Source organism: Pseudomonas sp. FEMGT703P, assembly GCF_002786345.1.
Classification (GTDB): domain Bacteria; phylum Pseudomonadota; class Gammaproteobacteria; order Pseudomonadales; family Pseudomonadaceae; genus Aquipseudomonas; species Aquipseudomonas peli.
This window is the reverse complement of the sequence record NZ_PGCM01000010.1, coordinates 730,035-743,389: the sequence shown is the minus strand read 5'-3', so window position 1 is coordinate 743,389 and position 13,355 is coordinate 730,035. Positions and strand designations below refer to the sequence as shown.

At 57.8% G+C, this 13,355-nt stretch carries 9 protein-coding genes; 3 read left to right on the top strand and 6 right to left on the bottom strand.

Features of this window, described 5'->3' with window-relative positions; all coding sequences use genetic code 11:
* Nucleotides 1–106: 106 nt before the first annotated feature.
* The 3 genes from lon to CUR33_RS16965 all read left to right on the top strand — a co-directional run bounded on the left by lon (nucleotide 107) and on the right by CUR33_RS16965 (nucleotide 5,007).
* Nucleotides 107–2,500, top strand: a complete 2,394-nt coding sequence (gene lon / locus CUR33_RS16975) for an endopeptidase La (RefSeq protein WP_289240362.1) — start codon at nucleotides 107–109, stop codon at nucleotides 2,498–2,500.
* A gap of 136 nt (nucleotides 2,501–2,636) precedes the next feature.
* Nucleotides 2,637–2,909 carry a nucleoid-associated protein HU-beta gene (hupB, locus tag CUR33_RS16970; RefSeq protein WP_010490206.1) on the top strand — a complete coding sequence of 91 codons (273 nt, stop codon included), beginning with the start codon at nucleotides 2,637–2,639 and terminating at the stop codon, nucleotides 2,907–2,909.
* Nucleotides 2,910–3,129: 220 nt separating this feature from the next.
* Nucleotides 3,130–5,007: a SurA N-terminal domain-containing protein gene (locus CUR33_RS16965; RefSeq protein ID WP_289240361.1), complete on the top strand. Its 1,878-nt coding sequence runs from the start codon at nucleotides 3,130–3,132 to the stop codon at nucleotides 5,005–5,007.
* Between the two features lie 69 nt (nucleotides 5,008–5,076).
* On the opposite strand, the gene fabI is transcribed toward CUR33_RS16965, so the two are convergent.
* From fabI to CUR33_RS16935, 6 genes are read right to left on the bottom strand one after another with little or no spacing between them, the layout of a single operon-like run.
* On the bottom strand, nucleotides 5,077–5,871 hold the full coding sequence (fabI, locus tag CUR33_RS16960) for an enoyl-ACP reductase FabI (protein WP_090255858.1): 795 nt from the start codon (nucleotides 5,869–5,871) through the stop codon (nucleotides 5,077–5,079).
* Nucleotides 5,872–5,901: 30 nt separating this feature from the next.
* The gene (locus CUR33_RS16955) at nucleotides 5,902–7,509 is read right to left on the bottom strand and encodes an ABC transporter ATP-binding protein (RefSeq protein WP_289240360.1); all 1,608 of its coding nucleotides are present in this window, start codon (nucleotides 7,507–7,509) and stop codon (nucleotides 5,902–5,904) included.
* A 1-nt stretch (nucleotide 7,510) separates the two neighbouring features.
* Nucleotides 7,511–8,530, bottom strand: coding sequence for an ABC transporter permease (locus tag CUR33_RS16950; RefSeq protein ID WP_289240359.1), 1,020 nt, complete (start codon nucleotides 8,528–8,530; stop codon nucleotides 7,511–7,513).
* A gap of 1 nt (nucleotide 8,531) precedes the next feature.
* Nucleotides 8,532–9,605, bottom strand: a complete 1,074-nt coding sequence (locus CUR33_RS16945; RefSeq protein WP_289240358.1) for a microcin C ABC transporter permease YejB — start codon at nucleotides 9,603–9,605, stop codon at nucleotides 8,532–8,534.
* Between the two features lies 1 nt (nucleotide 9,606).
* Nucleotides 9,607–11,460 (bottom strand): extracellular solute-binding protein, encoded by a 1,854-nt coding sequence (locus tag CUR33_RS16940; RefSeq protein WP_289240357.1) that lies wholly within the window; start codon nucleotides 11,458–11,460, stop codon nucleotides 9,607–9,609.
* Complete coding sequence (locus tag CUR33_RS16935) at nucleotides 11,457–13,286, bottom strand: extracellular solute-binding protein (RefSeq protein ID WP_289240383.1); 1,830 nt, start codon at nucleotides 13,284–13,286, stop codon at nucleotides 11,457–11,459. The genes CUR33_RS16940 and CUR33_RS16935 overlap by 4 nt, the downstream gene beginning before the upstream one ends.
* Nucleotides 13,287–13,355: the final 69 nt, after the last annotated feature.

Sequence of the window (13,355 nt, the reverse complement as noted above, 5' to 3'; positions counted from 1 at the left end):
TGCTTTTACTGTGTCGACGCTTGTTTTTTGTTGGGGCTGCCCCCATCTTAGGGTTAAGGGTTATCCCATCCGTTCACGGCCATATGGCCGCCGTAGAGCCGAAATCATGAAGACAACCATCGAATTGCCTCTCTTGCCGTTGCGCGATGTTGTGGTCTATCCGCACATGGTCATTCCGTTATTCGTCGGGCGTGAGAAATCCATTGAAGCGCTTGAAGCTGCAATGACGGGCGAGAAGCAGATTCTGCTTCTCGCTCAGAGAAATCCTGCCGACGATGATCCAGATGAGGCTGGCCTCTATCGGGTTGGTACAGTCGCCACCGTTTTGCAGTTGCTCAAGCTTCCAGACGGCACCGTCAAGGTACTGGTCGAAGGCGAGCAGCGTGGTGAGATTGAGCGTTTTATCGAGGTCGATGGTCACTGCCGTGCTGAAGTGCAGCTGATCGACGAAGTTGATGCCGCGGAGCGTGAGTCTGAGGTTTTCACCCGTAGCTTACTGAGCCAGTTTGAGCAGTATGTTCAACTCGGTAAGAAAGTACCTGCCGAGGTGTTGGCATCGCTGAACGGCATTGATGAGCCGAGCCGTCTAGTCGACACCATGGCGGCACACATGGTGCTGAAGATCGAGCAGAAGCAAGAAATTCTGGAAATTACCGATCTGGCTGCTCGGGTTGAGCATGTTTTGGCGCTGCTGGATGCGGAAATCGACCTGCTGCAGGTTGAGAAGCGCATTCGCGGTCGGGTCAAGAAGCAAATGGAGCGTAGCCAGCGCGAGTACTACCTGAATGAGCAGATGAAGGCCATTCAGAAAGAGCTTGGTGATAGCGAAGAAGGCCACAATGAACTTGATGAGCTGAGAAAGCGCATCGATAACGCCGGCCTCACAGCTGAAGCGCTGAACAAAGCCAATGCGGAGCTCAACAAGCTCAAGCAGATGTCGCCGATGTCCGCTGAGGCTACTGTGGTGCGCTCCTACATTGATTGGTTGGTCAATGTGCCATGGAAAGCGCAGAGCAAGGTACGTCTCGATCTGGCACGCGCTGAGAGCATTCTGGATGCGGATCACTATGGCTTGGAAGAGGTCAAAGAACGCATTCTTGAGTACCTCGCCGTGCAGAAGCGCGTTAAGAAACTCAAAGGCCCGGTATTGTGTTTGGTCGGACCACCTGGTGTGGGTAAAACCTCACTGGCCGAGTCGATTGCCAGTGCCACAAACCGTAAGTTCGTGCGTATGGCACTCGGTGGTGTACGTGATGAAGCTGAAATCCGTGGTCATCGCCGTACCTATATTGGCTCTATGCCGGGTCGATTGATTCAAAAGATGACCAAAGTCGGCGTGCGTAACCCGCTCTTCTTGCTCGATGAAATCGACAAAATGGGCCAGGATATGCGCGGCGACCCTGCGTCGGCGCTGCTTGAGGTGCTGGATCCAGAGCAGAATCACAACTTCAACGATCACTATCTGGAGGTCGACTACGACCTGTCCGATGTGATGTTCCTCTGCACGGCTAACTCGATGAATATTCCGGGTCCGCTGCTGGACCGCATGGAAGTGATTCGCTTGCCGGGTTACACCGAAGCCGAGAAGATCAACATCGCGATCAAATACCTGGCGCCTAAACAGGTTCAGGCCAATGGCCTGAAAAAAACCGAGTTGGTATTTGAGGATGCGGCTATTCGCGACATCATTCGCTACTACACTCGCGAAGCAGGTGTGCGCGGCCTGGAACGCCAGATTGCCAAGGTGTGCCGCAAAGTGGTTAAGGAGCACTCCACCGAGAAGCGCTTCCAGGTCACCGTTACGGCCGAGTCGCTGGAGCATTTCCTCGGCGTGCGCAAGCATCGCTACGGTTTGGCCGAGCAGCAGGATCAAATTGGCCAGGTCACCGGTCTTGCCTGGACTCAGGTTGGCGGTGAGCTGCTGACCATCGAGGCAGTCGTGGTCCCTGGTAAAGGTCAGCTGATTAAGACTGGTTCGCTTGGCGATGTAATGCTGGAATCCATCACCGCTGCGCAGACCGTTGTTCGCAGTCGGGCCAAGAGCCTGGGCGTGCCTGTGGACTTCTATGAGAAGCAGGACATCCACATCCACATGCCGGAGGGAGCAACGCCCAAAGATGGCCCCAGCGCAGGCGTTGGTATGTGTACGGCGCTGGTTTCAGCCCTGACACAGATTCCTGTGCGTGCCGACGTGGCCATGACTGGGGAAATTACCCTGCGTGGGCAAGTACTAGCCATCGGTGGTTTGAAAGAAAAACTGCTGGCTGCTCACCGTGGTGGAATCAAGACCGTCATCATTCCGGAAGAGAATGTGCGCGATTTGAAAGAGATTCCTGAGAATATTAAGCAAGACCTGCAGATTAAACCGGTTAAATGGATTGACGAGGTCCTGCAAATTGCGCTGCAATACGCCCCGGAGCCCTTGCCTGATGCGGCTCCCATGGTTGCAAAGGATGAAAAACGCGAGACTGATTCCAAGGAGCGAATTAGCACGCATTAGCCGGAGGGGTTTCTTGACACATTTTTAGAGCCCTTGTTATAAAGCGGCTCTTATCGTGTCGGCAGGCTCTCCGCACCAGCTTCGCTTACATTTAAAAGCAAGAAATAAACTCAACAGAAATTAAGGGGACTTAAGAGTGAACAAGTCGGAACTGATCGATGCCATCGCTGCATCTGCTGATATCCCAAAAGCTGTTGCCGGCCGTGCGCTGGACGCAGTAATTGAATCCGTTACTGGCGCTCTGAAGGCCGGTGATTCCGTAGTACTGGTTGGCTTCGGCACTTTCGCTGTGAAAGAGCGTGCTGCTCGCACTGGCCGCAACCCACAGACTGGTAACCCAATCAGCATCGCTGCTGCCAAGATTCCAGGCTTTAAAGCCGGTAAAGCCCTGAAAGACGCTGTCAACTAAGCCTCTTTCGGTTTTGCCCAGCAGATCAGTTGAATGGCTGATCTGATGCGGGGCGGGATGTTCAGCCGAGCATTGCTCGCTGAGCACGACGAATCAGCTGCTTGAGTTCGATCCGCTTCGCCAGTTACGAGAAGGCGCATCCACTGATGCGCCTTTCTTCTATCCGGATTTTACCCACACTGCGCGACTGCTTTATTTTTACAGTCGTTCTGGGGGACGCATGCTGCAAAACATCAGGGACAATTCACAGGGTTGGATTGCCAAAACCATCATTGGCATTATCGTCGCGCTGCTCGCGCTGACAGGTGTTGATGCCATTTTTACAAGCACCAGCAACAGCCAGAATGCGGCTGAAGTTAACGGCGAGAAGATCACCACTACTGAACTCAGCCAGGCGGTTGAGATGCAGCGTCGTCAATTGCTTCAGCAGTTGGGGCGTGATTTCGATGCGTCCTTGCTGGATGAGAAACTGCTGCGCGAAGCCGCGCTGAATGGCTTGGTTGAGCGTACTTTGTTGCTCGATAGCGCCAAAGACGCCAAGTTTGCCTTCTCGCAACAAGCGTTGGACCAACTGATCCTGAAAACCCCTGAGTTCCTGGTTGATGGCCAGTTCAATGCAGAGCGCTTTGATCAGGTTATCCGTCAGTTGGGCTACAGCCGTTTGCAGTTCCGTCAGATGCTTGAGCAGGAAATGCTCATCGGTCAGCTGCGCGCCGGTTTGGCTAACAGCGGTTTTGTCACTGATGCTCAGGTGCAGGCGTTTGCCGCACTGGAAAAGCAGACACGTGATTTCGCGACCCTGACTCTCAAGGCTGATCTGAACGCGGTCACGCTCAGCGATGACGATATCAAGGCCTACTATGACGCTCAGGCCAGCGAGTTCATGACTCCTGAGCAGGTTGTGCTGGAATACGTCGAGCTGAAAAAAGACGCTTTCTTCGATCAGGTTGAAGTCACCGATGAGGCGCTGCAAAGCGCTTATCAGAGTGAAATCGCCAACCTCGCCGAACAGCGCCGTGCCGCGCACATTCTGGTTGAGGTCAACGATAAGCTGAATGACGAGCAAGCCCAGGCCAAGTTGGTCGCGGTGCAGAAGCGTCTCGAGCAAGGCGAAGAGTTCGCCGCACTGGCCAAAGAAGTCTCCGATGATTCGGGTTCGGCAGGTGAGGGCGGTGATCTGGGCTTTGCCGGCCCTGGCGTTTATGACCCGGCCTTTGAAGAAGCGTTGTATGCGCTGGAAGAAAATGCCGTATCTGCTCCCGTGCGCAGCGAGTTTGGTTGGCACTTGATCAAACTCCTCGGTGTTCAGGCGCCGGAAGTGCCGAGCTTCGCCAGTCTGGAAGAAAAACTGCAGCGCGACCTCAAGGCGCGTCAGGTTGAGCAGCGCTTTGTCGAAGTGTCAAAAGACCTCGAAGATGCCGCGTTTGAGTCATCTGACTTGGCTCAGCCCGCTCAGGAACTCGGCCTGGAGGTCAAGACGACCGAAGCGTTCGGTCGCCAGGGCGGCGCTGAAGGTCTGACGGCCAATCGTCAGGTGATTCAGGCGGCATTCAGTGATGAAGTGCTGGAAGACGGCAGTAACAGCAGTGTGATCGAGCTTGATCCGAACACAGTGGTGGTGGTGCGCGTTAAAGAGCACAACAAACCTGAGCAGCTGCCGCTTGAGCAGGTTGCCGATAGCATCCGCGCCCAGTTGACCAAGGTTCGCGCAAGCGAAGCCGTGAAAGCCAAGGGTGAAGAGCAGCTGGCTGCTTTGCGTGACGGTCAGACGCCGGTTACCCAGGCCGATGCCAAGCAGGGCTGGAATGTGGTCGAAGCGGCCACTCGTAGCCAGGAAGGCGTTGAGCCGGTGGTGCTGCAAGCGTTGTTCCGTATGCCTAAGCCTGAAGCAGCTGACAAGCCGACCTTCACTGGCCTCAGTTTGAGCAACGGTGATTTTATGATCATCCGTCTCAATGGCGTGAGCCATCCGGAGCAAACACTGTCGGATGAGGACAAGGCCATGTACAGCCGCTTCCTCGCTTCACGCGTCGGTCAGCAGGACTTCGAAGCGTTCCGCAAGCAGCTGGAAGAGACAGCGGATATCGAACGTTTCTGATCAATATCACTGAAGAATAAAAAAGGCCGCTTAATTAAGCGGCCTTTTTTATTGCTGCGATTTAACTGCTTACTCTTCCATAGCGCCCATGGCAGTGGTGTTGAAACCGCCGTCGACGTACATGATCTCGCCGCTAACGCCCGAAGCCAGGTCCGAGCAGAGGAAGGCGCCGGCGTTGCCGACTTCTTCGATGGTCACGTTGCGACGCAGCGGGGTCTGCTTCTCGTTGGCGGCGAGCATCTTGCGGAAGCTCTTGATCCCGGAGGCCGCCAGGGTGCGGATCGGGCCAGCGGAGATGGCGTTGACGCGGGTGCCCTCTGGGCCGAGGCTGCCGGCCAGGTAGCGTACGCCGGCTTCCAGGCTGGCCTTGGCCATGCCCATCACGTTGTAGTTGGGCATGGTGCGCTCTGCACCCAGGTAGGACAGGGTCAGCAGGCTGCCATTGCGGCCTTTCATCATCTCGCGGCCGGCTTTGGCCAGGGCGACGAAACTGTAGGCACTGATGTCGTGTGCGATGCGGAAGCCTTCGCGGGTGGTGACGTCGGTGAAGTCACCGTCCAGTTGGTCGCCTGGGGCGAAGCCAACGGAGTGAACGATGCAATCCAGGCCGTCCCACTTCTTGCTCAGGGCTTCGAAGACCGAGGCGATTTCCTCATCGTTTGCCACATCGCATGGGAAGCACAGGTCAGCGTTCGAGCCCCAATCAGCGGCAAAGCCTTCAACGCGGCCTTTGAGCTTTTCGTTTTGATAGGTGAAGGCCAGTTCGGCGCCTTCACGGTGCATGGCTGCTGCGATACCGGAGGCAATGGACAGTTTGCTGGCGACGCCAACGATCAGTACGCGCTTGCCGCTTAGAAAACCCATGGGTGTGATTCCTCTTCCTGTCTACAAGAATTAGCCAGCTGGGACCATAAAGGCCGCTTCCAGCAACTGTTGTGTATAGATGTCCTGTGGCGCGGCAAAGACACGTTCAGCCGGGCCTTGTTCGACCACTTTGCCTTGTTTCACCACCATCACCTGGTGACTCAGGGCCCTGACCACGGCCAGGTCATGGCTGATGAACAAGTAGGTCAGGTTGTATTTGGCCTGTAGTGAACGCAGTAATTCGACCACCTGGCGCTGCACGGTGCGGTCGAGGGCTGAGGTCGGCTCATCCAGCAGGATCAGCGCGGGTTTCAGCACCAGGGCGCGGGCGATGGCGATGCGTTGGCGCTGGCCACCGGAGAACTCGTGGGGATAGCGGTGACGGGTTTCAGGGTCCAGCCCCACTTCCACCAGTGCGTCGATAATGGCCTGTTCCTGTTCGGCTTCGCTGCCCATGCGGTGGATCTGCAGGCCTTCGCCAATAATCTGGCCAACTGACATACGCGGACTGAGGCTGCCGAAGGGGTCCTGAAACACCACCTGCATTTGCCGGCGCAGAGGGCGTACATCCTCTTGCGACAGGCTATCGATCGCCTGGCCCTGGAAGCGGATACCACCTTGACTGCCGAGCAGACGCAGAATCGCCAAACCCAGGGTGGATTTACCCGAGCCGCTTTCGCCGACGATACCCAAGGTATGACCCTGCGGCAGGCTGAAGTTGATGCCGTCCACGGCTTTGACATGGTCGACCGTGCGGCGCAGCAGGCCCTTCTTGATCGGGAACCAGACACGCAGGTTGTCGATTTCCAGCATGGTTTGGCCAGGCGGCTGATCGACTGGGCCGCCAGTTGGCTCGGCGCCTAGCAGCTCTCGGGTATAGGGGTGCTGTGGATCTTTAAATAGCGTTTCGCAGGCCGCTTGTTCGACGATATGTCCGCGCTGCATGACGCAGACGCGATGGGCTATGCGCCGCACCAGGTTGAGATCGTGGCTGATCAGCAGAATCGCCATGCCTAGGCGCGCCTGCAGGTCCTTGAGCAGCTCAAGGATCTTCAGTTGCACGGTGACGTCCAGCGCGGTGGTTGGCTCGTCGGCGATCAGCAGTTCCGGCTCGTTGGCCAGGGCCATGGCGATCACCACACGCTGTCGTTGGCCGCCTGATAGCTCGTGTGGATAGGCCTTGAGGCGCTTATGCGGTTCGGGAATGCCGACCAGTTCGAGCAGTTCCAGAGTGCGAGCCGTGGCGGCCTTGCCGCGCAGGCCTTTATGCAGGGTTAGCACTTCGTTGATCTGCTTTTCGATGCTGTGCAGCGGGTTCAGCGAGGTCATGGGCTCTTGAAAGACCATGGCGATGCGGTTGCCGCGGATGCCGCGCAGCTTGTTCTCGTTCAGTTTGAGCAGGTCTTGTCCGGCGTAGTGAATGCTGCCGCTGGGGTGCTGCGCCAGCGGGTAGGGCAGCAGACGCAGGATTGAGTGCGCGGTGACTGATTTTCCCGAGCCGCTTTCGCCCACCAAAGCCAGGGTTTCGCCGCGCTTGATGTCGAAGCTGACGCCTTCGAGCACGCGCTGTTTCAGGCTGCCGGTGACGAATTCGACCGCGAGGTCGCGGACTTCGATGAGGGTGTTGGAGTCGATCATGTCATTTCCTCGGATCGAAGGCATCGCGTGCCGCTTCGCCGATAAACACCAGCAGGCTGAGCATCAGAGCGAGCACGGCAAAGGCGCTGATACCGAGCCAGGGCGCCTGCAGGTTGGATTTGCCCTGGGCCACCAGCTCACCCAATGACGGCGCGCCCGGCGGCAGGCCGAAGCCGAGGAAATCCAGCGCAGTGAGGGTGCCGATCGCGCCGGTGAGGATGAACGGCATAAAGGTCATGGTGGAAATCATCGCGTTGGGCAGGATGTGACGGAACATGATTGAGCCGTTCTGCATGCCCAACGCACGGGCTGCGCGCACATATTCCAGGTTGCGCCCACGCAGGAACTCGGCGCGCACCACGTCCACCAGGCTCATCCAGGAGAACAGCAACATGATGCCCAGCAGCCACCAGAAGTTCGGCTGCACGAAGCTGGCGAGGATGATCAGCAGATAGAGCACTGGCAGCCCGGACCAGATTTCCAGAAAGCGTTGCCCGGCCAAGTCGACCCAGCCGCCATAGAAGCCCTGCAGGGCGCCGGCAAATACTCCGATTACCGAACTGGCCAAGGTCAGAATCAGGGCAAACAGCACGGAAATGCGGAAGCCATAAATCACCCGTGCCAGAACATCGCGGCCCTGGTCATCAGTGCCCAGCAGGTTTTCCGCTGACGGTGGCGCTGGGGCGGGCACTTGCAGGTCGTAATTGATGCTGGAGTAGCTGTAGCGGATCGGCGGCCAGATCATCCAGCCGTCCTTTTCCTTGATCAGCTCTTGGATGTAAGGGCTTTTGTAGTTGGCCTGCAGCGGGAATTCACCGCCGAAGGTGGTTTCCGGGTAGCGCTTGAATACCGGGAAATACAGTTCGCTGTCGTAGCTCACCACCAACGGCTTATCGTTGGCGATCAGCTCGGCGCCGAGGGTGACGAAGAACAGTGCGAGGAACACCCACAGCGACCACCAGCCGCGTTTGTGCGCCTTGAACAGCTGGAAGCGGCGTTGATTGATTGGGGACAGTTTCATCTCAACCCTCCCGGCTTTCGAAGTCGATACGCGGATCGACCAGGGTGTAGGTAATGTCGCCGATCAATTTCACCACCAGGCCCAGCAACGTGAAGATAAACAGGGTGCCGAACACCACCGGGTAATCGCGGTTGATTGCGGCCTCGAAACTCATCAGGCCGAGGCCATCGAGGGAGAAGATCACCTCGATCAGCAATGAGCCGGTAAAGAAGATGCCGATAAAGGCCGCCGGGAAGCCGGCGATGATGATCAGCATGGCGTTACGGAACACATGGCCATAGAGCACGCGGATGTTGCTCAGGCCCTTGGCGCGAGCGGTGACCACGTACTGTTTGTTGATCTCATCGAGAAAGCTGTTTTTGGTCAGCAGCGTCAGGGTGGCGAAGTTGCCGATCACCAGTGCGGTGACGGGCAGCGCCAGGTGCCAGAAATAGTCGAGCAGCTTGCCGGTAAAGCTCAGCTCGTCGAAATTGTTAGACGTCAGCCCGCGCAGCGGGAACCAGTCCCAGTAGCTGCCGCCAGCAAACAGCACGATCAGCAGAATGGCGAAGAGGAAGGCAGGGATGGCGTAACCGACGATGATCGCCGAGCTGGTCCAGACGTCGAAGGCGCTGCCGTGGCGAGTGGCCTTGGCAATGCCCAGCGGGATCGACACTAGGTACATGATCAGCGTGCTCCACAGCCCAAGGGAGATCGACACTGGCATCTTCTCGATGATCAGGTCGATGACCTCAGCATCGCGGAAGAAGCTCGAGCCGAAGTCCAGCTGCGCATAGCTTTTGAGCATCAGCCAGAAGCGTTCCGGGGCGGATTTATCGAAGCCGTACATGCGCTCAATTTCTGCCACCAGCTCGGGGTCCAGGCCCTGGGCGCCGCGGTAGTTGGAACCGGCCACCGAAACTTCGGCACCGCCGCCGGCAATCCGGCTGGTAGCGCCGTCAAAGCCTTCCAGCTTGGCGATCATCTGCTCGACCGGGCCACCGGGGGCGGCCTGGATGATGATGAAGTTGATCAACAGAATGCCGAACAGCGTGGGGATGATCAGCAGCAGCCGACGAAAGATATACGCCAGCATCTTATTGCTCCACGTCTACGGCGGGGTGAGCGGCAGCTTCGTCGGCTACGGCTTCAGGTGATTTCTCGCGGGCCCACCAGGTGTGCAGGCCTATGTCGTATTTCGGGCTTATTTCCGGGTGCTCAAAGCGGTTCCAGTAGGCCACGCGCCAGGTCTTGATATGCCAGTTGGGCACCACGTAATGGCCCCACAGCAGCACACGGTCGAGGGCACGGGTGTGGGTGATCAGGCTCTGGCGCGAGTCGGCGTTAATCAGACCCTCTACCAGACTGTCCACGGCCGGGTCTTTCAGGCCAATAAAGTTTCGGCTGCCGGGGTTGTCGGCGCTGCTGGAGTGCCAGTATTCGCGCTGTTCGTTGCCAGGGGAGTTGGACTGACCAAAGCCACCGACGATCAGATCAAAGTCACGTGAACGCAGGCGGTTGATGTACTGGGACACGTCAACGCGGCGGATAACCAGTTCGATGCCCAGGTCAGCCAGGTTACGTTTGAACGGCAGCAGGACGCGTTCGAATTCGGTTTGCGCCAGCAGGAACTCGAAGCTCACCGGTTTGCCTGTGCTGTCGAGCATCTGATCGCCATCCACGCGCCAGCCGGCTTCCTGCAGCAACTGATAAGCGCGGCGTTGTTGCTCACGAATGATGCCGCTGCCATCGGTGACAGGGGGGTGGTACTCGTCGGTAAATACCTGGGGCGGAATCTGCACGCGCAGCGGCTCAAGTAGCTTCAACTCATCTGCGGACGGTAGGCCGACTGAGGCCAGTTCGGAGTTGTCGAAGTAGCTGCGCGTGCGCGTGTAGGCGCCGTTGAACAGCTGGCGGTTGGCCCACTCGTAATCGAACAGCAGGCCCAGGGCTTCACGTACGCGGCGGTCCGTGAACAACGGGCGGCGGGTGTTGAAGATAAAGCCCTGCATGCCCGTGGGGTTGTGGTTGGCGATTTCTTCCTTGATCAGCTGGCCATTGGCAACTGCGGGGGTGTTATAGGCGGTAGCCCAGTTCTTTGCGCTGGTTTCCAGCCAATAGTCGAATTGCCCAGCCTTGAGTGCTTCAAGAGCGACGGTGTTGTCGCGGTAATAGTCGATTTCCAGTGTGTCGAAATTGTAGAACCCGCGATTGACCGGCAAGTCCTTGCCCCACCAGTCCTTGACCCGCTCATAGCGAATCGAGCGGCCGGCCTGCACGTCCGCCACCTTGTAAGGCCCACTGCCCAGCGGCACATCGAGGTTGCCTTTACTGAAGTCACGCTCGGCCCACCAGTGCTTTGGCAATACCGGCAATTGGCCGACGATCAGCGGCAGCTCACGGTTCCCAGCCTGTTTGAAGACAAAACGGACACGCTGGGGGCTTTCGACCTCGACCTTTTCGACATCGGCGTAGTAGCCGCGGTACATCGGTGCGCCTTTGCTCATCAGCGTATCGAAGCTGAACTTGACATCTTCGGCGGTCACCGGCTGACCGTCGTGGAAGCGTGCCTCGGGGCGCAGGTAGAAGCGTACCCAGGCGTTGTCCGGGGCTTTCTCGATCTTTTCTGCGAGCAGACCGTATTCGGTAAAGGGTTCATCCAGACCATGGCGTGTCAGGGTGTCGTAGATCATGCCGATATCGTCGGCCGGCACGCCCTTGTTAATGAAGGGGTTGAGGCTATCGAAGCCGCCAAAACCGGCCTGACGCAGGGTGCCGCCTTTGGGCGCATCCGGATTTACATAGTCGAAGTGCTTGAAGTTAGCCGGGTACTTGGGTGGCTCGTCGTACAAGGTTTGTGCGTGCTTGGGGCCGGCCAGGGCCAGGCTGGCGACACCAAGCAGGGCAATGCTGCTGATGTGGATAAACAGGGCGCGCAATGCATGGGTCATTCAGCGTTCTCCATGGATTTCAGCCACCAGGTACGCAGGCCTAGGGTGTAGGGCGGCGTGGTGACGAAGGCAAATCGGTTGCGGTAAGCCAGGCGGTGGTAATCGATATACCAGTTTGGAATGCTGTAGTGCTGCCACAACAGTACTCGGTCAAGGGCTCGAGTGGCGGCGATCTGCTCGTCGCGGCTCTGCGCCGACAGCAGTTTTTCGATCATGGCGTCGACCACCGGGTGGGTAACCCCCGCATAGTTTCTGCCGCCTTTGACCTTGGCCTGAGACGAGTGGAAATACAGCGACTGTTCAAGGCCAGGGCTGAGGGTTTGCGGCAGGGTCAGCAGAATCATGTCGAAGTCGTATTGGTCTAGGCGCTGCTTGTATTGGGCGCGGTCGACGGTGCGCAGGTTGGCTTGTATACCAATGCTGGCGAGATTTTCAGTAAAGGGCTGCAAAATGCGTTCAAGGTTCGGGTTGACCAGCAATATTTCAAAGCGCAGCGGCTGCCCCTCACTGTTGAGCAGGCGTTGGCCGGAAGGCTTCCAACCGGCTTCGGCCAATAGACCGAGGGCGCGGCGCAAGGTTTCCCGCGGTATGCCCCGGCCATCGGTCTGCGGCATGCTGAATGGTTCGCTGAACAGGCGCGCCTGCAACTGTTTGCGGTAGGGCGAGAGCAACAGCCACTCGGCGCCTTCTGGTTTGCCGCTGGCTGAGAACTCGCTGTTGGGGTAATAACTTTTGGCGCGGGTGTAGGAGCTGTTGAACAGTGCGCGGTTGGCCCACTCGAAGTCGAACATCAGGCCTAGGGCTTCGCGTACCTGGCGGTCAGCAAACACCTCGCGGCGGGTGTTCATAAACAGCGCTTGGGTCTGGGTCGGGATCTGGTGCGGAATCTCGGCGCGGATCACTTCGCCACGGCTTAATGCCGGGAAGCGATAGCCATTGGCCCAGTTCTTCGCCTGCTGTTCGATATAAATGTCGAATTCACCGGCCTTGAACGCCTCAAACGCCACATGGCTGTCGCGGTAGAACTCCACGTCGACTTGGTCAAAATTGTACTTGCCGCGGTTGACCGGCAATTTGGCGCCCCACCAGTCCTTAACTCGTTCAAAGCGCAGGCTGCGCCCAGGGCTGACTTGGGTAATTCGGTAAGGGCCGCTGCCCAGCGGCGGCTCATAAGTGGTGGCCTTGAAGTCGCGGCCTTTCCAGTAGTGCTGCGGCAGCACCGGTAATTCACCGAGGCGCAGGATCAGCAGGGAGTTGCCGGCACGCTTGAGAACAAAACGGATGCTGTGGCGATTGAGGATATCGACCCGTTTTACTTCCTGCAGGTTGGTGCGGTACTGCGGGTGACCGTCTTTGAGCAGCAGGCGGTAGGAGAAGGCCACATCATAGGCGGTAATCGGCTTGCCGTCGTGAAAGCGCGCCTCGGGACGCAGGTTGAACACCACCCAGCTGCGATCATCGCTGTACTCCACCGACTCGGAGATCAGGCCGTAGCTGGAAGCTGGCTCGTCACCGGAAGGGTCATAGGCGCCGGTGCCGACCATCAGTGGCGCGTTCAGCTCGTTGACCCCGTACTGCAGGAAATTGGCCGTGCTGATCGGGCTGCTGCCCTTGAAAGTGTAAGGGTTGAGCGTGTCGAACGTGCCGTTGGCCATCATCCGCAGCGTGCCACCTTTAGGGGCTTCCGGGTTGACCCAGGCGAAATGGGTGAAGCTGGCGGGATACTTCAGCTCGCCAAACTGGGCGTAACCGTGGCTTTTATACAGAGTGGCCCAGGCAGATGAACTGATGGCCATGCAGAGAAGTAACGAGAGGAGGGGACGTATCAAGTGAAATATCCGATCCGTGGCGTCTTGTGGGCTGCTGGTCAGGCACATTAACAGCTTGTATCGGCT